The organism is Arthrobacter sp. 05T444 (assembly GCF_056395905.1).
Window position 1 is genome coordinate 382,109 of record NZ_JBFTKK010000001.1, and the last position, 23,389, is coordinate 405,497.

Sequence of the window (23,389 nt, forward strand, 5' to 3'; positions counted from 1 at the left end):
CATGGCTAGCGGTGGCGGGCGCGGCGGAAGATCCAGTGCCTGAGCATGGTGAACCGGACGGCGGTGGCCAGGAAACCGGAAAGCGTGGTGGTCCACAATTCATCGGCCACCGTGGCGTCAGGCCGGAGCCAGTGGAGAACGCCGAGGCTGCCACCGGTGATAACCAGGGCCACGACGATCAGGACCAGGCCGTTGAGGTGGTCGTGGGCCTTCCTGCGCTGGTCCGTGATTTTGAACGTCAGCCTGCGGTTGAGCGCCGTGTTCATGACTGACGTGATGATCAGCGCGGCGGCGTTGGCGGGCTGCGGACCGATCCACGGCCGGAGCAGCGCGTACAGGGCAAGGGACGTGGCAGTGCATACGATGCCCACGCCCGTGAAACGGATGAGCTGGCGGATGACGGGGTACCGCAGAATTCCGCGGTAGTGCCTGGTGGCCGGGAACTGCCGTGCCGATTCCGTCCGCAGAGTCGGTTGCATCTGCGGCTCGGCAACGGGCGGAGCGGACGATTCCATCGCTCCAGCCTGCCACATCAGCTCGAGCGTGCCACATCAGGCGGGCGAATGCACCGCTCTGACCGGGTTGGTAAGTTCGCCGATGCCGCCGACCCTGCACGTGACGGCGTCGCCCGGCGCCAGGCGGGCGGTAGCTGCCGGGAAACCGGTGAGGACCAGGTCGCCCGGATGCAGGGTCATGAATGAACTCAGGTAGACCAGAATTTCATCCACCTTCCAGCCGAGGTCCGCGGTGCTTGCCGGTGTCAGTTCCGCGCCGTTGTGGACAATGCCGATGGGCAGGTCCGCGTCATCGAGCCCTGTCACGATCCAGGGGCCGGCCGGCGTGAAGGTGTCCTGGCTCTTCGCGCTCAGCCAGAGGTCGTCAGACTTCTGCAGGTCCCGGGCAGTGACATCGTTGCCGATCGTGAATCCCAGGATGGCGGTCCGGGCGTTTTCGAGCGTCAGGCCTTTGGCCGTGCGGCCGACGACGACCGTCAGTTCCGCTTCCGGCTCCACCAGCCCGACGCCGGCTGTCAGCTCAATCGCGTCGCCGGGGCCGATGACGCTGGTGGCGGCCTTGTGGAAAGCCTGGGCGGGCAGGTCCCGGCCGGCACTGCCGGTGTTGTGGGCCATGCCCAGCACGTTGGCCGGCACGCTGGGGGCCAGGAACTCGAACTCCTCCTGCGGCACGGTGGCCCCCGGCTCCCAGCCCGTCCGCGGAGTGCTGCTCGCGTTGGCGGGCGAGCCCGGGAAGGGCGTATCGACGACCGTCCACTGCCTGCCGGCGTCGCTGGCGAAGTCGGCGGCAGCGTTGGCAACGAAGAACTGCTCGCCCGCGGAGTGGGCCGGGCTGTCGGTCGCAGGGGAGAGCGGGCGGACGCGTGCAATCCGCCGCGTGGGAGCTGGAGTCATCCAGCCATCGTAGTGAACCTAGTACAGTTCGCCCACCGGGATGTCGACCGCCAGGCGGTTCGAGGGGCCGGCGAGCGGGCAGGCCCAGGCCTCGTTGTAGGCGCACGACGGGTTGTAGGCGAAGTTGAAGTCCAGCACGAACGGCGCATCAGGGCCGGAACCGCGCACGCCGTGGAAGGCGCCCTTGATCGTGTCCAGAAGGTACCTGCCTGCGCCGTAGCTGCCGCCGGGCTGGCCTGCCGTGGCATCGCGGAAGGGAACGAATATGCCCCCGCCGTAGCCAATGAGCTTCCAGACCGCCAGCTGTCCCATCTCCGGGAGGTCGAACGTTCCCAGCCTGACGAATCTGACCAGGCCGTCGGTGCCGGTCTCGACGTTCATTTCCCGGCCGGCGCCCTCCTTGGTCAGGGGCACGTGGAAACGGTAGATGGGATCGTAGTCGGCTGTCTTGAGGCCGCCGAAACTCGCTTTGGCCTCTGCTGTGAGGGCAGACGCGGGGTGCGTGCCGAACATCCGGTCCCGCTCCTGCCGCCAGTACGCATGCGCTTCCGCAGGGTTGTCCGACGCGATTCTGCGGACAGTGTCGTATAAGGCAAACGTGCGCAGCCGCCAGTCAGCGATGTCGACGGCGGACATGCCCGCCAGGGTCTTCTCTGCCGCATCCAGCTCGTGTTCCGCCATGCCCCCAGCCTAGCCCTCTTTACGGACCCGGAAAGCCCGGGGTCAGCCTGCGAAACACGGGGATCGAAGACCCGGGCGGAGCCCTGCCGCGGCTAGGCTGGAGGCATGACAGGGATGACAGTCTCCCGCGGGAACCGCGTGGCCGCCGTCGCGGTGCTTGCTGCGGCGCTGCTGGCAGGTTGCAGCTCCGCCGGCAAAGGCGCACCGGTCTGGACCGTGGAGCCCGGCACCGGCAGCGCGGCTCCCGGAGCAACGCCGGGAACAGCCACTTCCTCTGCCACCGCTTCGGGCGGCCCGTCAGCGAAACCCGGGGCGACGGCGTCGGCGTGGAAGGTCTTCACCGACCCCGCCAAGAAGATCAGCTTCGAACTTCCCCAAGAATGGATCGCCCAGTCGGTGGAGGCGGACAAGGGAACGCTGCCCGGCGCGGTGAAGGTTGAGGTCAAGGACGCGGCGGGGACCTATCTCGCCACGCTCCGGACCGGACTGCCGGATGCCGCTCCGGCCACGTGCGCCCCGGCCGCCCGGAAGTCCTACGTCGTTGTCAGCAGCGTCCCGGTGGAGCTGCCCCACAGCGGGGGAGAGGGCACAATTTCCCCGCATGTGGTGTTCAGGGTGCTTCAGGGCTACCGGTTCTTCGGCTCGTACGGGATCACCAACCTGGTGGGCGGAGCCGACTCCAAGACCTGCCAGCTGCAGAACGTGGTCCGCGGACTGGAAGGCAAGGGCAACTACTCCTTCAGCGATGTGGGCTCGCTGAAGTCGTTCGCACCGGACGAGACGGTGGCGCCGGCCAAGGCCTTCGACACCCTGGACCAGGCTGCCGACTACGTGAACGGGGGCTCGGAATTCGCCAATGTCCAGCGGATGCTAATGTCTCTGGAGATCAAGAACTAGTCCGCTGCCTCCGGCACACCCACCGGGTTAGCAGCCGCGACTGACGTCCGCTGTCCTCACACCCCCGGAGAAACATGGAACGCACTGTGGCTGCCCGACTGGTCTTCAAGACCGTGGCCGATACCAAAGTGGCGCTGGCCATTTCCGTGGCCAGGAATCCGGGCTACAGCTCCCTCGATGAGACTCTTTCGGTGACAGCCGGGGACGGGCCCGTTCCCCTGACGGAGCTGTCGGACCACCACGGCGGCAGGTTCCACTACATGGAGTTTGCCGATCCCACGGAAGTAACTGTGGAATACTCGGCCACGGTCGTGGGGTTCGCCGAGCCGGAAGAGGCCTCCCTCATGGAGCTCATCCGCTACGTCCGCCCCAGCCGCTACGCGGAATCGGACCGGCTCCTCCCCACGTCCTATGCCGAGTTCGGCGGTCTTCAGGGAGAAGAGCTCCTCCACGCCGTGCGCAACTGGGTATTCAGTGAACTCCGATACGTCAGCGGCTCGTCCCGCGGAACCGACGGTGCCGTGGAAACCCTCCTGAACCGCCGCGGCGTGTGCAGGGACTACGCCCATCTGGCCATCTCGCTGCTCCGCGCCAAGAATGTCCCCGCACGGCTTGCCGCGGTGTACGCCCCGGGTCTTTCCCCGATGGATTTCCATGCCGTGGCGGAGGCGCACATCAACGGCGCCTGGCAGGTGATCGATCCCACCGGCCTTGCGCCCAGGGAAGCGATGCTGCGCATCACCGCCGGCCGAGATTCCTCAGACACGGCCTTCCTCTCCACCGTGGGCGGCAGCCTGGCGCTGCGGGAGATGCGGGTCACCGCTGTGGTGAACGGCGAACTGCCGGTCGACGACCCGGACAAGCTCGCCGTCATCCGCTAGGGACTGTACGGCCCACCGGGAAGTACAGCGCCCGCGGCCCGCTGGCACCTGCCGGCGGCGGCCCTAGCGCGGCAACGAGGTGCGCAGCTTCTCTGTCAGCCTCAGCAGTTCCCGCTGCTCCGCAGCCGTCAGCGCCGGCGAGACCAGCTCAGCGATTTCCCGGACGTGCTCGCGGCCGATCTGCTTTTGCAACTGCGCGCCCTGGTCCGTGAGTTTCACCAGGACACCGCGGCCGTCGTTGGGAGCCGGCATCCGCTCCACCAGGCCGCGCTTTTCCAGCCGCTCAACCAGCCGGCTGAGGCTCGACTGGCTCAGCAGCACGTTGTCGTTGAGCTCGTTCAGGCGAAGCCACCCGGAGGGGCACCGCGACAGCGTGAACAGGACGTCGTATTCATTCACTGCCAAGTCCTTGAACGCAGGCCCGGACTGCAGCCGGCGCATCACGGCAACCTGGGCACGGAACAGGGATTCCCAGGTCTCGGCAGCCAGCCTGACCGGCGAGGCGGCCGGGGCAGTCCGGGCGGGCATCACGCCTCCAGCGCGGAGGACGCGGAGGAAGCTGCAGCCTGGCCGGCTTCGGAGTGCGAGGCCGCGTCCTGGGCTGCCATCCGTGCAGCGACCCGTCCGGCATGCGTGGGCGGATCCGGAACATGGGCCGGCGTCAGGGCGGCGTACTCCTTGCGCAGCACGGGCAGGACCTCTTCGCCGAACAGGTCGAGCTGCTCGAGGACCGTCTTGAGCGGCAGGCCGGCGTGGTCGATCAGGAACAGCTGGCGCTGGTAGTCGCCGAAGAACTCACGGAAGGTGAGGGTCTTCTCGATGACTTCCTGCGGGCTGCCCACGGTCAGCGGGGTCTGCGAGGTGAAGTCCTCAAGGGACGGGCCGTGGCCGTAGACCGGCGCGTTGTCGAAGTACGGCCGGAACTCCTTGACGGCGTCCTGCGAGTTCTTCCGCATGAAGAACTGGCCGCCGAGGCCCACGATCGCCTGGTCCGCCTTGCCGTGCCCGTAGTGCTCGTAGCGTTCGCGGTACAGGCCGATCAGCTGCTGGTAGTGCTCCTTGGGCCAGAAGATGTTGTTAGCGAAGAAGCCGTCGCCGTAGTACGCCGCCACCTCCGCGATCTGGGGCGTGCGGATGGAGCCGTGCCACACAAAGGGGGCTACGCCGTCGAGCGGGCGCGGCGTCGAGGTGAAGTTCTGCAGCGGCGTGCGGAACTTGCCTGACCAGTTGACGGTGTCCTCGTCCCAGAGCCGGCGCAGCAGGCTGTAGTTCTCGATCGCGAGTTCGACGCCGTCCTGGATGTTCTTGCCGAACCAGGGGTAGACAGGCGCGGTGTTGCCCCGTCCCAGCACCAGGTCCACGCGGCCGTCGGCGAGGTGCTGCAGCATCGCGAAGTCCTCGGCGATCTTGACCGGATCGTTCGTGGTGATCAGCGTCGTGGCCGTGGAGAGCGTGATGCGCTCGGTCTGCGCGGCGATGTACGCCAGCGTGGTGGTGGGTGAGGAGGAGAAAAACGGCCGGTTGTGGTGCTCGCCGATGGCGTAGACGTCCATACCGATTTCTTCGACCTTCCGGGCGATCGCCACCGACGCCTTGATGCGCTCATTCTCGGTGGGGGTACGGCCCGTGGTGGGGTCCTGGGTGATGTCGCTGACGCTGAATACGCCGATCTGCATGATGTGCCTTCCGTTGTCCGAACTGTCCTGGCTTACTTCAACTGTAACCGATTTACATGCATTTGCATCTATCGCTTGATGTAACGTTCAGCACGGCAAGTTATTCCCGGCAGGTCCCGGGCAACAGTGAAGCCGCCCTGATCGCTCAGGACGGCTTCACGGTTTACGGTTTGGACGGGCCGGTTCTTACTCTTCCGGGGCTCCGGGTGCTGCCCGCCGTCCGCTGACCTTCGGGATCATGCCCGTCGTCCAGTCTGCAAACTCGGCGTCGACGTCGTCCGCCGCGACGAAGCCGGGGCGCTGCTTCAGCTCGCGCAGGAGCGCCTTCTTCTCCCGGCGCCCCTCCACCAGCCGGTACAGCACCGGAACCAGCACCAGGGTCAGCGCCGTCGAGGAGACCAGGCCGCCGATCACCACAATGGCCAGCGGCTGCGAGATGAACCCGCCGCCGCCCGTGATGCCGAGGGCCATGGGGGTCAGCGCAAACACGGTGGCCAGCGCAGTCATGAGGATGGGGCGGAGACGCTGCCGGGCACCGTGGGTGATGGCATCGGCGACGTTCATGCCCGGGTTGGCCGCCCGTGGTTTCCGGTACTGGTTGATCAGGTCGATCAGCACAATCGCGTTGGTCACCACAATCCCCACCAGCATCAGCATGCCGATCAGCGACGGCAGCCCCAGCGGAACCCTGGAGATGAGGAGCAGGGCAACGGCGCCCGTGGCCGCAAAGGGAACGGAGACGAGGAGAATCAGCGGCTGGATGAGGGACTTGAACGCGGCCACCATGATCACGTAGACAATGGCGATGGCTGCGAGCAGGGCGAGCCCGAGCTGGCGGAAGGAGTCGGCCTGCTGGGTGGTGGCGCCGCCGATTTCGGCCGTGACGCCGGCCGGAAGGTCCACGGCCTTGAGCCGGTTCTGGACTTCGGCGCTCACCGCACCGAGGTTAGCGCCCGACGGCGTGACCGAGACTTGCGCTGTCCGCTGGCCGTTGCTTGAGGTGATGGAGACCGGCACGTCCACCGCGTTGACGGCGGCGATGCTGCTCAACGGCACGGGGCCGCGGGCGGTCGGAAGCGGGATGGCACGGACGGCAGAGATGCTGGTAAAACGTGTGCCTTCGCCGATGCGGACCGGGAAGTCGTCGGCTTCGATGCGCACGGTGCCCGCCGGGACGGGGCTGATGGTCGACGCCAGGACGCCGGCCACCTGCTCTTCGTTCAGGCCCGCAGCCACAGCCTTGGCCCGGTCCACTTTGACCTGGACCACGGGCTGGCTGGCGGCCAGGTTGGTGGTGACCTCGTTACTGCCGGGGACACCGTCCATTGCCCGGACCAAGGAGTCGCTGGCTTTTTTGAGGTCCGCCGAGGTGGCGGCCCGAAGGGTGATGTCCACGGTGGACGACGTACCGAAGCCGCCCTGCTGGGAGCCCACGGAGATCTTGCCGGATCCACTGACCTTTGCCAGTTCGGTGCGGACCGTCTCCTGAAGCTGTGCCTGGTTGGCCTTCTCTGCCGTGACGACGGTAAACGTGGAGTTGGAGGCTCCCGACGAAGTCAGTGCGGTAAAGCCGGCCTGCGCATTGCCGGACGTCACCTGGACGTCCTTAATGCCGTCGATGCCGAGCAGTACGTCCTCGAGTTTCTGCGCCGCCGTGCTGGTGTCCTGGAGGCTCGTGCCGGCGGGAAGCTCCTGCTTCACCGTCATGCTGTTCTCGCCGGAGCGTCCCAGCAGGTCCGTGGCCAGCAGGGGAGTCATGGCCGCGGTTCCGCCCAGCACCAGGACTGCGGCGATCAGCGTCAGCACCGGGTGTCTCTGCGTTGTGGTCAGGATGGGCAGGTACCCGCGCTGCAGGAGGCTGCGCTGTTCCGCCTCGTGGGCCCGGGCCTCAATGTCGCGGGCGGACTGCGGTGCTGCCCCGACGGTCCGAGCGTCCGCCGGCGACCTAAGGAACCAGTATGCGAGGACCGGAACGATCGTCAGCGAAACCAGCAGCGAGGACAGGAGGGCAATGGTGACCGTCAGCGCGAAGGGACGGAACAGCTCGCCGGCAAGGTCACCCACAAAAGCGATGGGCAGGAAGACGGCCACCGTGGTGAGCGTCGATGCGGTGATCGCCCCCGCCACCTCGCGGATGGAGGTCAGAATGGCTGTGAGCTTGGGTTCGCCGTAGCTGAGGTGGCGTTTGATGTTTTCGATCACCACAATCGAGTCATCCACCACCCGGCCGATGGCGATGGTGAGCGCGCCGAGGGTGAGGATGTTCAGCGAATAGCCGGTGCCGGAGAGTCCGATGAAAGTGATCAGGAGCGACAGCGGGATGGACACGGCCGTGACGAGCGTGGACCGGACCGACATGAGGAACACAAGGATGACTGCCACGGCGAAGCCCAGTCCCAGCAGGCCCTCCGTGGTGAGGTCCTTGATGGACTTCTCGATGAACGGCGCCTGGTCGAACACCGGCGTGAACTTGGCGTTCGAGCCGAGCTCGGCCTCCAGCTGGGGCAGGGCGTCCTTGACTGCGTGGGAGATCGCCACGGTGTCGCCCTCGGGCTTCTTCGTGACTGAGACGGCGAGGGTTTCCTTGCCGTTGGTCCGGGTGATGGAGGTCCGGACGTCGTCCTTGATGCTGACGTCCGCCACGGTACCGATCGTGGCACCGTCCTTCGCGCCGCTGAGCGGCAGCGCCTTGACGGCGGCGACGGAGTCCACCGGGCTGCCGATCTGCAGCGACAGGCTCTGGCCCTTGTCCTCGATCGTTCCGGCCGGGACGAGGTCCCCGTTGTTGGTCAGTGCGTTGCGGATCGACTGGACCGTCGCGCCGCTGGATGCCATGCTGGCCGTCCTCGGCAGGATCAGGATGTGCTGGCTCGCTCCGCCGGTCACATCGGCGCCGCGGACGCCGTCGAGCTTTTGCAGTCGCGGGACGGTTAGCCGCTGGAGATCGGTATTCAGCTCACTCAGGGGCTTGTCGGAGGAGACGGCCAGGAAAACAATAGGGAAGTCGCTCAGGCTGCCCGCAATGGCCTGCGGCTGGACGTCCTCTGGAAGCGTGCGCTTGGCATTGGAAATGGCACGGTCGATCTGGTTCCGGGCGCGGTCCAGGTTGGATCCGTAGGTGAACACCATGCTGATCTGCGAAACGCCGTTGCGTGAAGTCGACGACGTCGATTCCAGGCCCTCGACGCTGTTCAGCGCCGTTTCGAGCGGACGGCTGACCTGCTTGTCCACAACCTCCGGCGAGGCTCCGGGCATCGACGTGATCACCGTGATCCGCGGGAACTCGATGGACGGGATGAGTTCCTGCTTCAGCGAGGACATGGTGATCACGCCGAACACCGCCGCGAAAATGGTGATCAGCGCAATCAGCGCGCGGTTCCCGAGGGAAAGACTGGCCAGCCGGAACATTGCTTGGTCTCCTGAAGGGGTTGACGGACTGTTGCCTGTGGTGGAGCCTGCCGCAACCCGGCCAGGGTCTTAGCGATTGACTGCGGGTGTCGCTTCCAGCTGGAGGGCCTTGGCCGTGGCCTTTTCGAGCTCCGCTGCCAGCTCCGGGTTGTCGTTGAGCTTGACGCCGTAGCCCGGCATCATTTCCTTCAGCTTGGACTGCCAACCCTTGAAGTTCTTGGGGAAGGACTTCTGCAGGAGCTCAATCATGATCGGCACGGCGGTGGAGGCGCCCGGCGATGCGCCTAGCAGAGCGCCGATGGAACCGTCACGGGCAGCAATCACCTCGGTGCCGAACTGGAGGACACCGCCCTTCTTCGGATCCTTCTTGATGATCTGCACACGCTGGCCGGCGGTGATAAGTTCCCAGTCGCCGTCCTTGGCTTCGGGGTAGTACTCGCGGAGGGCCTCAACCTTGGCCCCATGGCGCTTGGCCACTTCCTTCACCAGGTAGGCCGTGAGGTCCATGTTGTCCTTGGCCACGGCGAGCATCGGGATGATGTTGCCGGGGCGGATGGACAGCGGGAGGTCAAGCCAGGTGCTGTTCTTCAGGAAGTTCGTGGAGAAGCCGGCGTACGGGCCGAACAGGAGTGAGCGTTTGCCGCCGACGTAGCGGGTGTCCAGGTGCGGAACGGACATGGGCGGGGCTCCGACGGATGCCTGGCCGTACACCTTCGCGTTGTGCTGGGAGGCGAGGGACTCGTCAGTGCAGCGGAAGAACTGGCCGGACACGGGGAACCCGCCGTAGCCCTTGCTTTCCGGGATGCCGGAGGCCTGCAGCAGGTGGAGCGCCCCGCCGCCCGCCCCGACAAACACGAACTTGGCATGGATGTTGCCGCGCTCCCCGGAAGCGGGGTGCTTGAGCGAAAGGTCCCAGCCGCCGTCGGCCGCTTTTTTGATGTCGGAGACATCGTGGCCGTAATTGATCTCAACGCCGTTGTTGCCCAGGTAGGTGGTCAGCTCCCGGGTCAGCGCACCGAAGTCGACGTCGGTGCCCTCCGCGGCGCGCGTCGCCGCAATGCGCTGCTGGGGATCCCTGCCCTCGACGATGAGCGGAGCCCATTTGCCGATCTGGGCGAAGTCCTCGGAGTACTCCATGCTGCGGAACAGCGGGTGCTGCTTGAGCGCGTCGTAGCGGGCCTTGAGGAAGCTGGAGTTGTCCTCGCCGATCACGAAGCTCATGTGCGGGACCGTGTTGATGAACCCCTTGGGGGATCCGATCAGCGAGTTCGTCACAAGGTGGGACCAGAACTGGCGGGACAGCTGGAACTGCTCGTTGATGTGCAGCGCCTTGGAGGGGTCGACCGAGCCGTCTTTGGCTGCGGGCGAGTAATTAAGCTCACACAGGGCGGCATGTCCGGTGCCGGCGTTGTTCCACGGTCCCGAACTTTCGAGGCCGGCTTCGTCGAGGCGCTCGAACAGGGAAATGGTCCAGTTGGGCTCTAGCTGCTTGATGAAGGCACCCAGCGTGGCGCTCATGACGCCGCCGCCAATCAGGACGACGTCGGCATGTTGGGTCTTGGAAATGAAGGTCACAATCAGTCTCCGATAGCAGCGGCTCTGGCTGTCACAGAATATCCCGCACCGCCCACTAACTGAAATTGGCCCCGTCCGTCAAGGCCTCAGTTGGACCTTGGTGAAAACTTCATTTAATACCGGCGACGCGGGGTAGCTGATGACGCGGTCGGAAAGGGCCAGCGCCGAAATGGGGAACGCGATCGGGACTGCAGGCACGGTCTCGGCGATCTGGGCGTTGATCGTCTGGTACTGCTCCGTCCGCTCCTTGCCGTCAGGCAGGCCGCGGGCGCGGTTGATCTTGGAGAAGACCTGCGGGTCCTGGTATCCGAACTCGCCGTTCTTCTCGCCGAAAAGCGGGCCCAGGAAGTTGTCCGCATCGGAGTAGGAGCCGTTCCAGCCGAGCAGGTGGAGGGCGTGGTCTCCCGGGGACTGGACCTTCTGAAGGTATCCGTCAGTCCAGTCAACGGGAACCGGCCGGATGTTGAGGCCCACTTCCGTGAGCTGCCGGCTGATCTCGGCATAGATCTTCTCCGGAGTGGGGAGGTAGGGCCGGGTGACGTTCATGGGGTAATAGAACTTGAGCGGCTGGCCCTTATAACCTGCCTCGGCCAGCAGCTCTTTGGCCTTGGCCGGGTCATGGCCGAGGGCCGGCGCGTTGTTGTTGAAGCCGCTGAGCTTCGGCGGGACGAACTGGGAAGCCTGCGCCGTGTTGTCGATGAAGAACCTCCGGATGAGGGTGTCCTTGTCGATTGCCAGTTCAATGGCCTGCCGGACTTTGAGATCCTGCAGCACGGCCACTTCCTGGTTCATGCCGAGGTACATCACCGAGAAGGGGTCACGCTGGATGATTTGCTTTCCGCGCTTGACGAGCTGGTCGAAGTTTCCAACCGTCACGGCATCGTAGCCGTCGATCTTGCCGTCGAGCAGTGCCTGGAGCCGCGTCTGCGGATGGTCGTAGGTGATGAAATGAATGGTGGCGATCTGCCCGCGGTCACCCCAGTAGTGCCTGTTGCTCACGAGCGTGACACTCGTGCTGTCCCAGGCGGAGAAACGGTATGGTCCCGTGCCCACCGGATGGGTGGCGTAGGCCGATACCGCCTGGCTGCCGCGCTTCTGGCTGAGGACGTCGGCCCGCCCCGAGGCGAGGGCCCTGGGGGAGGAGATGGCGAAGGCGGGCAGCGTCAACGCCTGGAGGAAACCGGTGAACCGCTCCGTGAGGTCGATCCTGACCACCAGCGGTGACAGTGCCTTGCAGGCCTTGAAGACGGACAGGCTTGCTTGATCCGAATGTTCCTTGAAGACGCCCTTGAAGGTGCTGCCCGCTGCCTGCCTCCGGAGTGCTTCGGGGAACTTGAACCAGCGCTCGAAGTTGGTGCAGACCGCTTCGGCGTTGAACGGCGAGCCGTCATGGAACTTTACGCCGGGGCGGAGCTTGAACGTATAGGAGCGGCCGTCCGCGGATGCCGTCCATTCGGTGGCGAGCAGCGGCGTCGGCTCGCCCGTGGTCTGGTTGACGCCCACGAGCCCTTCAAGGACCTGCCGGGTGACGCGCTGTGATTCGACGTCGTTGGCAAGGGCGGGGTCAAGGCCCAGGGGCTGTGAGGCAGTGCCGAACTTGAACGTCGCGGTGGGGTTGCTCACCGACGGTGTGGGGGTGGCGGCCGAGGAGGACGGCGGCGGGGCGGCTTCACCGGTGCAGGAGGTGAGCGTCAAGCCCAGGAGAACGGCACCGGCCTTAATGGCCGTGCGTCGCGTCATACTGCTGGGCACTCGATGATCACCTCTGGGCTGCTTGGCTGCACGTGGGCGGCTGCGGTCTGCTGGCCCCGCCTCCCAGTCTAATTGACGGGCGGAGCGCCCCGGACGCGCAAAAACCGTGGCCCGCACCTCCAGGTGCGGGCCACGGCTTCCCCGTCCCGGCGGAGTCCCAGTCTCCACCGTCGTGAGACTTGGGCGGCTACTTGGGCATCAGCACCGAGTCCACCAGGTAAACAGTGGCGTTCGCCGTCTGGACACCACCGCAGATCACGTTGGCACCATCAACCTTGAGCGCATCCTTGCTTCCGGTGACGGTTACTGATCCGCCCTGGACCGTCTTGTGCGTGCCGACGATCTTGTCCGGGGTGATCTGGCCGGCAACCACGTGGTAGGTGAGGATCTTGCTCAGCAGGGCATCGTCTTTCTTGAGCGTCTCGATGGTGGCGGCATCGATCTTTGCGAAGGCGTCGTCCACCGGCGCGAAGACAGTGAACTCGCTGCCGTTGAGGGTGTCCACCAGGTTCACCTTCGGGTTCAGCTTGCCGGAAACAGCGGCGGTGAGCGTCTTCAGGAGCGGGTTATTTGAGGCAGCGACTGCAACCGGGTCAAGGGCCATGCCCGAAACGGAGCCTGCACCGCTGGGAACCTTCGCAGCGTAGGCGGAGCAGCCGGGACCCACCAGGTTGGCTGCCGGGTCCATTGCTGCCGAGGAGCTCTCCGAAGGGGAGGGCGCCATGCTGGAGGCGGACGGTTCTGCCGCCGCTGAAGAAGAGCTTGGGGCCGTCGTCGCCGAACCGCCACAGGCGGTGAGGCTAAGCAGGGCCGCAGCTGCAACACCTGCGACGGTGAAAGTTGTGCGCTTGAATGACTGCATTTCGATTCTCCTTGGTTGTGCCGATCATTGCCCGCGGGGAAGGCTTTTCACCCCGCACCTGGCCCTATTCCGACTGTGGGCACCGACCCTTGGTTGGTGTCTCACTGGGTATTCGGCCGGTGCCGGGCGGTGGATGGGTAAACCTGGAAAATCTTTTTGGGGCGGCCCGCTGGCGCCGCGGATGCGTCGGCCAAAGTGCCCTTTAAACGCCGGAATCCCGGACCGCCCGGTCCGGGATTCCTGTGATGTTTAGCTTCTGGAATTTCGTGTTCCAGTTTTGTGCGCAAGGGGGGACTTGAACCCCCACGCCCGAAGGCACAGGAACCTAAATCCTGCGTGTCTGCCAATTTCACCACTCGCGCGCGGCTCCGCCTTCCGCATTCTGTGCAACAGAAAACGTACGACGGCGATTGCCAGCCTCCATTGTACCGTCAGCAGGCCGGACCTTCAGTCAGCTTTACAGCCGGCAGCGTGTCCCGTCAGCTGTCTGTCGCCACCTTCAGGTCCCGGCGCAGCTTGGCGACGTGGCCGGTGGCCCGGACGTTGTACTGGGCGAGTGCCACCTTGCCGTCCGGATCCACCACGACGGTCGAGCGGATGAGGCCCTCGTAGGTCCGCCCGTAGTTCTTCTTTTCTCCCCACGCTGCGTAGGCCTCGGCAACGGCGTGGCTGTTGTCGGACAGCAAGGGAAAGGTCAGGCCTTCGCTTTCAGCGAACGCGGCCAGCTTGCTGGATGGGTCGGGGGATATCCCCAGAACCTCATAACCGGAGGCCTGAAGGGAGGCCAGGCTGTCACGGAAGTCGCAGGCCTGCTTGGTGCATCCGGGGGTGGCAGCAGCGGGATAGAAGTAGACGATGGTGTTTCGGCCGCGGTAATCGCTCAGGCTGACGTCCGCTCCTTCGGAATCCTTCAGTGTGAAGTCCGGTGCGACGTCGCCGGGGTTGAGTCGTTCAGCCACAGTATTCTCCTTGTTTGCATGCGGGACATTTCAGCTTAGTAAGCCTGCTGCGCCGGGACGAATCCACACTTGGCTATACTTGTTGGTATGCCTGATATGGATCGCTGGCCCACTGGGCGCCTCTTGTCCACGGCGGCACGTCTCGTTGAACACTCCTGGAACGAAAAACTGGGGGCCATTGGCCTGACCCACGCCGGCGTCATTGCTATTGAGGTGCTCTACAACAACGGACCCATGACTCAGGCGCAACTGGCGCAGCTGGTCCGTGTTCAGGCCCAGACCATGGGCAAGACGCTCAGCCGGCTGGAGTCACACGGTCACATTGTGCGCCAACGCAGCACCTCTGACCGCCGGAGCCACGTTGTCTCCCTCACGGACCGCGGGACCGAAGCCGTGACTGCCGCGGCGGACATGGAACGGTCAGTGCTTGCCGCAGCGTCCATCGATCCGGACGTCCTCCGCCAGGAACTCCAGGCCGTTGTCCGGGAGCTGGCCACCCGTTTCGCCTCGCCGGCAACCACCGCCATCGTGGCAAGTGTCGACTCAGGTCTCAAGGTTGAGGCCAGCTCCTTCGACTGAAAGAGCCTCTGAATCAGAGTCCGGGCAGTGTGGGCTGATCGTCTGTCAGGGATGAGGCGTCGTCCGGAACGGTGAGATCAATCATGCTCATGACGGGCTCTTCGCCCATGGCGATGAGCAGCTCATTGATTGATATCTGCCCGGTCAGCTCCCCGGGACGTTCCTCACTCATACCAAGAAGATATTCGAACCCGACCCCGGGCCGCGAGCGTGACACGCGCCTGTCCCGGATCCGCCGGGCCTGAGTCACCATGTAGTCGGCGAGCCTGGGCTCGCCTACGAATGCGGTGAACCGCACCACCGAAGCCTGGACTCTACGTTTCAAGTCCAACTTTCCGGGTGCGGTTCACGATCCGGCCCCTCCGTTGGGTACGGCTGGAAGTTGCCGATACTGCTACTGGCTGCAGAACTTGCTGTAGGTGCTTCCGGCCTTCTCATATTCGGTCTTTAGCCCGTTCAGCTTTTCAGCGTCCGGGTTCTCCTTAACGGATTCGTCCGCGTAGTCCAGGATCGCCTGAAGAGCCGGCTGCAGGTCATCAGAGGACACGGCCTCGATCGGCCGGATCTGGTTGGCGAGGCGGATCATTCCGGTCTTGCCTGTGCTGGCCGCGGGGTTCGACACAACGGTCTTGACCCGGTCGCAGGTTTCCGCAGTGGACAATTTCGGTGCGCTGCAGGCTGAAGCGGAGAGGAGGAGCCCGGCGGCGAGCGCGGCAGTGATGAGTTTCTTCATGTTTCCCTCTGTAGGTGATCGTCGATCGATTGTAAGCAGGGACGGCGGTGCGCGGTCTCATTGGTACCCGGTTATGAACTGCTGTTAGGGCTGGAGCCGGAGCGACGCACCGTCGGTACGCTTTTCGGGCAAAACGAAACCCCGCCTTCACGGCGCGCGGCCTGTGAAGACGGGGTTTCTCATCTGTGCACCCCCCGGGACTTGAACCCGGAACCCATTGATTAAGAGTCAATTGCTCTGCCAATTGAGCTAGAGGTGCAGCTGCTGTTTCGTTCAATCGTGGGCTTTGCTTCCCGCGTTGTTCTCCGCAACGACATGAAACTCTACACGAACTTTTCGCCAGTGTGAAATCAGCGCGGATGAAGGTGCCGGAGCTTAGCCCGGCAGGCTCAAAATCAGCGCGAAATCAGGGTTTTCGTTGTTGCTGAGCGCCCACAGGTCCCCGTTCGGAGCGAGCGAGACGTTCCGTATGCGGCCATACTGCTGTGTGAAATAGCCCACAGGCTTGCCGGCATTTTCACCATTGAGCGGCACCGACCAGATCCGCTGCCCGCGGAGTGCTCCCAAATAGGCTGTAGTACCAGCGATCTCCAGTCCGCTGGGCGAAGACTCGGCGGTGGAGGGCCACACGACTTTTGCGTCGATGAACTCCTGGCGATGGGGTGCCCCGGTGACCACGGGCCATCCGTAGTTTCCGCCTGCCTGGATCAAATTCAGTTCGTCATTGACATCCGGACCGAACTCGCTGGCCCAGAGACGCCCTTCAGCGTCCCATGCCAGGCCCTGAACATTCCGGTGACCGAGACTGTAAACGGGGTTGCCGGGGAACGGATTGCCCGGTGCCGGCTCGCCGTCCCTGGTCAGCCTGAGGATCTTCCCGCCCAGGGCATTCCGGTCCTGGGGTTGTTCGCGGCGCTGTGAGTCGCCCGTACCCACGTAGAGGAAGCCGTCGGGGCCGAAGCGGATCCGGCCACCGTTGTGGGTGGACGCCTTGGGGATGCCGGAGAAAATGACGTCCGGAGCGCCCAGCCTCAGGCCGCTGCCCGTACCGGCCCCTTCCGGTTCGATCCGAAGGCGGGCGATCCTGTTGTCTTCGGCCGCGGTGAAGTACAGGTAGATGAAGCGGTCGGCGGCATAGTCCGGGGACAGGGCCAGCCCCAGGAGCCCGCCTTCGCCGCCGGGGACCACTCCCGGAACCTGGCCGACGGTGGTGATTCTGCCATCTCTGACGGCTTTGAGGAGGGCGGAATCCCGCTCCGAGATGACTGCTGTTCCGTCCGGCAGGAATACCGTTGACCACGGCAGCTGCAGGCCATCTATTTTGGCGCTGACCTGCGGCTCGCCCGAGCCTGTTGCGCCGTTTTTCCCGGGACTGGCGGCCGTGCTACCTCCCGGACCCGGCACGGTACCGGCGGCCGTGCCCGTAGAGGGGCCGGTTGACGTGCCGCCGCTGCCGTCCGGGGCGCTGCCGCCGTTCCCGGTGCAGCCGGCAAGCATGAGCGCCAAGGCCACAGTGGCAGCGATACCTGTGACCGGCTGCAGGCAAGATGCGACTGCGGTGCTGGCCAATGCCATGCGCGCCCCGCCTGTGATCATGACTTTGCCGCCTGTCCCGGACGGGGGATCAGCCCACCACTCTTAGTTGCCGGCTTTCAGCGCCGGGTCCGGCGCGGAGCGCGGAAACCGGCAGCCTCGGCATGGGCAGGCGAGAGGAACCACACCTCCGCGCTCGCCTCGTTGTAACCGGAGCTGTCCTCGTCGTAATAGGTCATCGATCCGGTATCGGCCTTCACTGTGAAGCCCTCGGGACCGCTTCCGTCCGCTGAAGGTGCGGCCGAACCCTCGCCATAGGGTTGACCGGGTGCGCCCGCGGCACCCTCATAGGTGGGCGCTGCAGCCGCGGCCGACGTGTCAGGGGCCTCAGCAGCCTCGGTCTGGTGCGGTTCGTTGGCCATGGCCCCCGCGCCAGCAGCCCGGGGGCTCATGGTTTCGTGGCCCACGGGTTCGGCACCGTGGCTCGCTGCGGCCTCCGTGGCGGCTGACGACTGGATTCTCTGCTGGGTTTCTGCCTCGGCATCCAGGGCCTCGGCGGCGGCCGACTCCGCTCCGGGCAGGGTGGCGGCGTGCTGTTCGGTGTACTCAGGGTGATGCGCGGGGGTGCCCGGAGCCGATGATGCGGACTCCGCGGCGCGCTGGGGCGTTGCCGCGGCTGATCCGGCTTCGGACCACTGGGTGTCCCATTCGGCTTTGTCTTCGTCATCGTCCCAGTCATCGACGTCGCCGCCGGAGGGCACGTGAGCGCCGGCCGGCGGGCGTGAAGCGGCGGCCGGCGGGCGTGAAGCGGCGGCGTCCCAGGACTCAATGTCGGGTTCCACGTCCTCCGGGTCGGCCTGGGCTGCGGGGGAAGAGTCAGGCCGGACGGGTGGTGCGCCGGCTGGGGAGGGCGCTTCGGTGCGGGCGGCTTCTCCGGCGCCTGCTGTGTTGGCGAAACCAGTCGCCCCGGCCGGAGCAGGAGCCGCGGCCGCAGCGGGAGCCGCGGCTGAAGCGCTGCTGCCGGAAGCGCCCGCCATGGAAGCGCTGGCCCTTGAATTGGAGGACGTTACCTGGTCGGTCCCGGCCGCATCCCGGCCTCCTGCAGTCTTGCCCGAGTTGCGGTTCAGCAGCCACCACACGATGGCAATGATCAATACGATGACGATGACCCAGATAAGCCACTCCATAGCAAAGCCCTTCTGTCCACGAGGCGAGGTTGCCGTTGCTTGACGGTACGTCGCTGTCAATACGGCTGTCTAGGTTTGTCAATGCCTGGCTGTGCTGTGCGCAGACCGATAAGCAGCGTTCAGGAGTCCGCGGGGCGTGACGTAGCCTCGCTTCATGGACTTCAAGCGTCTCCGGATACTCAGGGAACTGGCGGACCGCGGCTCGGTGGGTGCCACCGCCGAGGCGCTGGGCGTCACGCCCTCAGCCGTTTCGCAGCAGCTCAAGACGCTTCAGGACGAGCTCGGAGTGGTGCTGATGGAGAAGTCGGGCCGTGGCGTGAGGCTCACCGAAGCCGGCGCCGCGATGGCGCGGGCGGCGGCAGAGGTCGCCGTCGCGATGGCCAGGGCGGAGGCAACGGTGGACACGTACCGCCGGGGCTGGCAGACGCAGGTCAAGGCCGCCTTCTTCCCCAGCGCAGCGGAGATGCTCCTGCCGGGGCTCCTGCACCGAGTGAAGGAAATCGACGGACTCCGCTTTGAAGCCCACTTGGAGGATCCCGGCGTGGCGGGATTCGCTGGCCTGGCGGCGGACTATGACATCGTTCTTGCCCACAGCGTGGACGGGCCGGAGGTGTTTGCGCGGCGGGGCCTGGTGGTGGTGCCGTTACTGAACGAACCGTTGGATGTGGCCATTCCGTCCGGGCACGTGCTGGCTTCTAAGCCCAGTCTGACGGCGCAGGACGTGGTGGGGTTTCCCTGGATGGGGGTTCCGGAGGGGTTCCCGTTTGATACCGTCCTGCAGCAGATCGAGGCACAGGCGGGCACCACGGCAGTACGCGCCCAGCTCTTTGCCGATCTTCGGGTCCTGGAGGCGCTCGTGAGCTCGGGTCATGGGCTATCGCTGCTCCCGCGCTATACCTCGCTGGGAAATCAAGGCAGGGGATTCGTTCTCCGTCCCCTGACCGGAGTGATGGCGCGCCGCAGCATCGTGGCCCTTGCCCGGCCCGAGGTGGCAGCAAGGACCACTATCCAGAGTGTCCTCGGCATGCTCAAGGCGGAAGCCAAGGCCCTCGCGGATGGCCTCGAAAAGGTGTGACCGCCGCCACGCGCCCCTCGCCCGGAGCCCGCGAAGTCCATTATTTGAGACGCGAGTCCACTATCTGATCGAAATATTCCGGAAATCCCGCTTAACCGGCCATTCCAGGTCGTTGGCGCGGTTGCCGGAGTCATAGACTTTGACCCATGAGTGAGGACACCCAGATCGCAACCGACAACAAGCCTGACATCAAGCCCCGGAGCCGGGTCGTCACCGATGGCATTCACGCGGCTCCGGCACGCGGCATGTTCCGGGCCGTGGGGATGGGCGATGACGACTTCGCCAAGCCGCAGATCGGTGTCGCGAGTTCGTGGAACGAGATCACTCCCTGCAACCTTTCCTTGAACAGGCTGGCCCAGGGCGCCAAGGAGGGCGTCCACGCCGGCGGCGGCTTCCCGATGCAGTTCGGCACGATCTCCGTTTCCGACGGCATTTCCATGGGCCACGAGGGCATGCACTTCTCCCTGGTCTCCCGCGAGGTCATTGCTGACTCCGTGGAAACGGTGATGCAGGCCGAGCGGATCGACGGCTCTGTTCTGCTGGCCGGCTGTGACAAGTCCCTTCCCGGCATGCTCATGGCGGCCGCGCGCCTGGACCTGGCCAGCGTCTTCCTGTACGCCGGCTCCATCATGCCGGGCTGGGTCAAGCTCGAGGACGGCTCCGAAAAGGAAGTCACCCTCATCGACGCCTTTGAGGCCGTTGGCGCCTGCGCTGCCGGCAAGATGAGCATGGAAGACCTGACCCGCATCGAAAAGGCCATCTGCCCGGGCGAAGGCGCCTGCGGCGGCATGTACACGGCCAACACCATGGCCTGCATCGGCGAGGCCCTGGGCATGTCCCTGCCGGGTTCCGCGGCGCCGCCCTCGGCGGACCGCCGCCGCGATGAGTTTGCCCGCAAGTCCGGCGAGGCAGTGGTGAACCTGCTGCGCCTGGGCATTACCGCCCGGGACATCATGACCAAGAAGGCGTTCGAGAACGCCATCGCCGTGACCATGGCCTTCGGCGGCTCCACCAACGCCGTGCTGCACCTGCTGGCCATCGCCCGCGAAGCCGAGGTCGAGCTGACCCTGGATGACTTCAACCGCATCGGCGACAAGATCCCGCACCTGGGTGACCTGAAGCCGTTCGGCCGCTACGTCATGACCGACGTCGACAAGATCGGCGGCGTGCCGGTCATCATGCGCGCACTGCTCGACGCCGGGCTGCTGCACGGCGACTGCCTCACCGTCACCGGCAAGACCCTGGCGGAGAACCTTGCGTCCATCAACCCGCCGGACCTGGACGGCAAGATCCTCCGTGCGCTGGACAACCCGATCCACAAGACCGGTGGAATCACCATCCTGCACGGTTCCATGGCACCTGAGGGTGCCGTGGTGAAGAGCGCCGGCTTCGACGCCGACGTCTTCGAAGGCACCGCGCGGGTATTCGAGCGCGAGCAGGGTGCTCTTGACGCGCTGGACAAGGGCCTGATCAAGGCGGGCGACGTCGTGGTGATCCGCTACGAAGGACCGAAGGGCGGCCCCGGCATGCGCGAAATGCTCGCCATCACCGGAGCCATCAAGGGTGCGGGCCTCGGCAAGGACGTCCTGCTCCTGACCGACGGCCGCTTCTCCGGCGGCACCACGGGCCTGTGCATCGGCCACGTTGCCCCTGAAGCGGTCGACGGCGGTCCGATCGCCTTCGTCAAGGACGGTGACCGTATCCGTGTGGACATCGCTGCCCGGAGCTTCGATCTTCTGGTCGACGACGCCGAACTCGAGTCCCGCAAGATCGGCTGGGAACCGCTTCCGGCCAAGTTCACCAAGGGCGTCCTGGCCAAGTACGCCAAGCTGGTGCACAGCGCCTCCACCGGAGCATACTGCGGGTGACACAAAGTTGAGCCCGTCGCCGTTAGGGCGGCAGGGCTTAATAAGAAGCTCCGTTAGGTCCCTGGCGATCGGCGTTCGCGCCGTTCGCCGGGGGTAGGAGCGAGAAGTGACCGGACCGGGATGTTCGGTTGATGGACAATGAAGTCCAAATGGTGAGACGGCGGTCAGCTTCGTTGACACGCATCCCACCAGAGGGAAAACTGAACGCATGATCGCATTCGTTACCGTCGGCGCCGTCGTCGTACTTACCAAGCGCGTGGCTCCATAGCCCGACTGGTAACGAACTGTCACGCGCAACCCCTCGAAGAGCCGCCAGGCTGAGGGGTTTTTTTATTTTCCAGCGTGACAGCAGTTTCAGCTTTCATGTAGCACCGCCCCAATTCAAGATTCACTAAGGAAGAGTCCGATGAGCAAAGGATCGCCGATCAGCCCCTCGCTGATGGCTACTAAGTCCGCTGGAGCCCCCAAGGCTCCGGAACGCGCCGACCGGACGGCTGAAACCGCCGTCGGCGTCGACACTGCTGCAACCGCCTCTCCTGTCCTCGGGCCGAACAACGTTGTACCCCCAACGGTGATGACCGGCTCGCAAGCTATTGTCCGCTCGCTCGAAGAACTCGGCGTCGACGATATTTTCGGTTTACCCGGTGGCGCGATCCTGCCCACCTATGACCCTCTGATGGCCTCCAAAATGAACCACGTTCTGGTCCGTCACGAACAGGGAGCCGGCCACGCCGCGCAAGGCTATGCCATGGTCACCGGGCGGGTGGGCGTCTGCATCGCCACCTCGGGCCCCGGTGCCACCAACCTCGTAACCGCCATCATGGATGCCCACATGGACTCCGTCCCGCTCGTGGCCATCACCGGCCAGGTGTCCAGCGGAGTCATCGGGACCGATGCCTTCCAGGAGGCGGACATTGTCGGCATCACCATGCCGATCACCAAGCATTCGTTCCTGGTCACGGACCCCAACGACATCCCCCATGTCATGGCTGAGGCCTTCCACCTCGCCTCGACGGGCCGGCCGGGACCCGTCCTTGTAGACGTTGCCAAGGACGCCCAGCAGGGCCAGATGACATTCTCCTGGCCGCCGAAAATCGATCTCCCGGGCTACCGTCCCGTGGTCCGCGGGCACAACAAGCAGGTCCGCGAGGCGGCCAAACTGATCGCGGCAGCCAGCAAGCCTGTGCTGTACGTCGGCGGCGGCGTGGTCAAGGCCCACGCCTCGGCCGAACTGATGGAGCTGGCGGAGCTGACCGGTGCCCCCGTGGTCACCACGCTCATGGCACGCGGCGCCTTCCCGGACTCGCACCCGCAGCATGTCGGCATGCCCGGCATGCACGGAACTGTGTCCGCCGTGACGGCCCTGCAGCAGTCGGACCTCCTGATCACCCTCGGCGCCCGTTTCGATGACCGGGTTACCGGCATCCTGAAGTCGTTCGCGCCCAACGCCAAGGTGATCCACGCAGACATCGATCCCGCCGAGATTTCCAAGAACCGCACGGCCGACGTCCCGATTGTGGGCTCCGTCAAGGAGATCATCCCGGAGCTCACCGAAGCGGTGCGGACCCTGTTCGGGACCGCGGGCACGCCGGACCTCGCGAACTGGTGGACGTTCCTTAACAACCTGAAGGACACGTACCCGCTGGGGTGGACCGAGCCCGAGGACGGTCTCAGCGCCCCGCAGCGCGTCATCGAACGCATCGGCGCGCTGACGGGCCCTGAGGGAATCTACGTTGCGGGCGTGGGCCAGCACCAGATGTGGGCCGCGCAGTTCATCAAGTACGAGCGCCCGCACGCCTGGCTGAACTCGGGCGGCGCCGGCACCATGGGCTACGCGGTTCCCGCAGCCATGGGCGCCAAGGTGGGGGAGCCGGACCGTGTGGTCTGGGCCATCGACGGCGACGGCTGCTTCCAGATGACCAACCAGGAACTGGCCACCTGCGCCATCAACAAGATCCCCATCAAGGTCGCCGTGATCAACAACTCCTCGCTGGGCATGGTCCGGCAGTGGCAGACGCTTTTCTATGAGGGCCGCTACTCCAACACGGACCTCAACACTGGCCACGACACCGTCCGGATCCCGGACTTCGTCAAGCTGGGCGAGGCCTACGGCTGTGCGTCCTTCCGCTGCGAACGCGACGAGGACATCGACGCCACGATCCAGAAGGCCCTGGCAATCAACGACCGCCCCGTGGTTATTGATTTCGTTGTCAGTCCTAACTCCATGGTGTGGCCGATGGTGCCCGCCGGCGTCAGCAATGACCAGATCCAGGTTGCCCGCAACATGACCCCGGAATGGGAAGAGGAGGACTGA

20 protein-coding genes and 2 tRNA genes are annotated in these 23,389 nt (G+C 65.2%); 6 read left to right on the forward strand and 16 right to left on the reverse strand.

The window, feature by feature from the left end; genetic code table 11:
• Window positions 1-5 precede the first annotated feature (5 nt).
• The 3 genes from AC1DD3_RS01740 to AC1DD3_RS01750 are packed head-to-tail and all read right to left on the reverse strand — an operon-like array spanning window position 6 to window position 2,090.
• Window positions 6-515, reverse strand: a complete 510-nt coding sequence (locus tag AC1DD3_RS01740) for a GtrA family protein (RefSeq protein ID WP_476880823.1) — start codon at window positions 513-515, stop codon at window positions 6-8.
• A 36-nt stretch (window positions 516-551) separates the two neighbouring features.
• Window positions 552-1,409 (reverse strand): fumarylacetoacetate hydrolase family protein, encoded by an 858-nt coding sequence (locus AC1DD3_RS01745; RefSeq protein WP_476880824.1) that lies wholly within the window; start codon window positions 1,407-1,409, stop codon window positions 552-554.
• Window positions 1,410-1,427: 18 nt separating this feature from the next.
• On the reverse strand, window positions 1,428-2,090 hold the full coding sequence (locus tag AC1DD3_RS01750) for a DUF1684 domain-containing protein (protein ID WP_230116865.1): 663 nt from the start codon (window positions 2,088-2,090) through the stop codon (window positions 1,428-1,430).
• A gap of 105 nt (window positions 2,091-2,195) precedes the next feature.
• On the opposite strand from AC1DD3_RS01750, the gene AC1DD3_RS01755 reads away from it, so the two are divergent.
• Window positions 2,196-2,987 carry a hypothetical protein gene (locus AC1DD3_RS01755; protein WP_476880825.1) on the forward strand — a complete coding sequence of 264 codons (792 nt, stop codon included), beginning with the start codon at window positions 2,196-2,198 and terminating at the stop codon, window positions 2,985-2,987.
• Between the two features lie 74 nt (window positions 2,988-3,061).
• Window positions 3,062-3,868: a transglutaminase-like domain-containing protein gene (locus AC1DD3_RS01760; protein WP_230116863.1), complete on the forward strand. Its 807-nt coding sequence runs from the start codon at window positions 3,062-3,064 to the stop codon at window positions 3,866-3,868.
• 63 nt (window positions 3,869-3,931) lie between these two features.
• On the opposite strand, the gene AC1DD3_RS01765 is transcribed toward AC1DD3_RS01760, so the two are convergent.
• The 8 genes from AC1DD3_RS01765 to bcp form a co-directional block, all read right to left on the reverse strand.
• Window positions 3,932-4,396, reverse strand: coding sequence for a MarR family winged helix-turn-helix transcriptional regulator (locus AC1DD3_RS01765; protein WP_476874736.1), 465 nt, complete (start codon window positions 4,394-4,396; stop codon window positions 3,932-3,934).
• The gene (locus AC1DD3_RS01770; RefSeq protein WP_230116861.1) at window positions 4,396-5,544 is read right to left on the reverse strand and encodes an LLM class flavin-dependent oxidoreductase; all 1,149 of its coding nucleotides are present in this window, start codon (window positions 5,542-5,544) and stop codon (window positions 4,396-4,398) included. The genes AC1DD3_RS01765 and AC1DD3_RS01770 overlap by 1 nt, the downstream gene beginning before the upstream one ends.
• Window positions 5,545-5,730: 186 nt before the next feature.
• Entirely contained in the window at window positions 5,731-8,952 is a 3,222-nt protein-coding gene (locus AC1DD3_RS01775) for an efflux RND transporter permease subunit (protein WP_476880826.1), read from the reverse strand.
• A 69-nt stretch (window positions 8,953-9,021) separates the two neighbouring features.
• Window positions 9,022-10,527 (reverse strand): malate:quinone oxidoreductase, encoded by a 1,506-nt coding sequence (locus tag AC1DD3_RS01780; protein WP_476880827.1) that lies wholly within the window; start codon window positions 10,525-10,527, stop codon window positions 9,022-9,024.
• 78 nt (window positions 10,528-10,605) lie between these two features.
• On the reverse strand, window positions 10,606-12,267 hold the full coding sequence (locus tag AC1DD3_RS01785; protein ID WP_476880828.1) for an ABC transporter substrate-binding protein: 1,662 nt from the start codon (window positions 12,265-12,267) through the stop codon (window positions 10,606-10,608).
• Window positions 12,268-12,466: 199 nt separating this feature from the next.
• Window positions 12,467-13,141: a fasciclin domain-containing protein gene (locus AC1DD3_RS01790; RefSeq protein ID WP_476880829.1), complete on the reverse strand. Its 675-nt coding sequence runs from the start codon at window positions 13,139-13,141 to the stop codon at window positions 12,467-12,469.
• A 280-nt stretch (window positions 13,142-13,421) separates the two neighbouring features.
• A tRNA-Leu gene (locus tag AC1DD3_RS01795) sits at window positions 13,422-13,503 on the reverse strand.
• A 117-nt stretch (window positions 13,504-13,620) separates the two neighbouring features.
• Window positions 13,621-14,100, reverse strand: coding sequence for a thioredoxin-dependent thiol peroxidase (gene bcp, locus AC1DD3_RS01800; RefSeq protein ID WP_230116856.1), 480 nt, complete (start codon window positions 14,098-14,100; stop codon window positions 13,621-13,623).
• A 96-nt stretch (window positions 14,101-14,196) separates the two neighbouring features.
• On the opposite strand from bcp, the gene AC1DD3_RS01805 reads away from it, so the two are divergent.
• A complete protein-coding gene (locus AC1DD3_RS01805; protein ID WP_230117041.1) occupies window positions 14,197-14,679 on the forward strand; it encodes a MarR family winged helix-turn-helix transcriptional regulator in 483 nt (160 codons plus the stop codon).
• Window positions 14,680-14,692: 13 nt separating this feature from the next.
• Here AC1DD3_RS01805 and AC1DD3_RS01810 read toward each other — a convergent pair whose 3' ends face one another.
• The 5 genes from AC1DD3_RS01810 to AC1DD3_RS01830 form a co-directional block, all read right to left on the reverse strand.
• Entirely contained in the window at window positions 14,693-14,851 is a 159-nt protein-coding gene (locus tag AC1DD3_RS01810; RefSeq protein ID WP_476880830.1) for a hypothetical protein, read from the reverse strand.
• A 222-nt stretch (window positions 14,852-15,073) separates the two neighbouring features.
• Window positions 15,074-15,412, reverse strand: a complete 339-nt coding sequence (locus AC1DD3_RS01815; protein WP_230116854.1) for a hypothetical protein — start codon at window positions 15,410-15,412, stop codon at window positions 15,074-15,076.
• Window positions 15,413-15,598: 186 nt separating this feature from the next.
• A tRNA-Lys gene (locus tag AC1DD3_RS01820) sits at window positions 15,599-15,671 on the reverse strand.
• 116 nt (window positions 15,672-15,787) lie between these two features.
• Window positions 15,788-16,987 (reverse strand): PQQ-dependent sugar dehydrogenase, encoded by a 1,200-nt coding sequence (locus AC1DD3_RS01825; RefSeq protein ID WP_476880831.1) that lies wholly within the window; start codon window positions 16,985-16,987, stop codon window positions 15,788-15,790.
• A gap of 77 nt (window positions 16,988-17,064) precedes the next feature.
• Entirely contained in the window at window positions 17,065-18,132 is a 1,068-nt protein-coding gene (locus AC1DD3_RS01830; protein WP_476880832.1) for a sunset domain-containing protein, read from the reverse strand.
• Window positions 18,133-18,286: 154 nt separating this feature from the next.
• On the opposite strand from AC1DD3_RS01830, the gene AC1DD3_RS01835 reads away from it, so the two are divergent.
• From AC1DD3_RS01835 to AC1DD3_RS01845, 3 genes are all read left to right on the forward strand, one after another.
• Window positions 18,287-19,207, forward strand: coding sequence for a LysR family transcriptional regulator (locus tag AC1DD3_RS01835; RefSeq protein WP_476880833.1), 921 nt, complete (start codon window positions 18,287-18,289; stop codon window positions 19,205-19,207).
• Between the two features lie 146 nt (window positions 19,208-19,353).
• Window positions 19,354-21,075 (forward strand): dihydroxy-acid dehydratase, encoded by a 1,722-nt coding sequence (gene ilvD, locus AC1DD3_RS01840; RefSeq protein ID WP_476880834.1) that lies wholly within the window; start codon window positions 19,354-19,356, stop codon window positions 21,073-21,075.
• Between the two features lie 406 nt (window positions 21,076-21,481).
• Complete coding sequence (locus AC1DD3_RS01845; protein ID WP_230116849.1) at window positions 21,482-23,389, forward strand: acetolactate synthase large subunit; 1,908 nt, start codon at window positions 21,482-21,484, stop codon at window positions 23,387-23,389.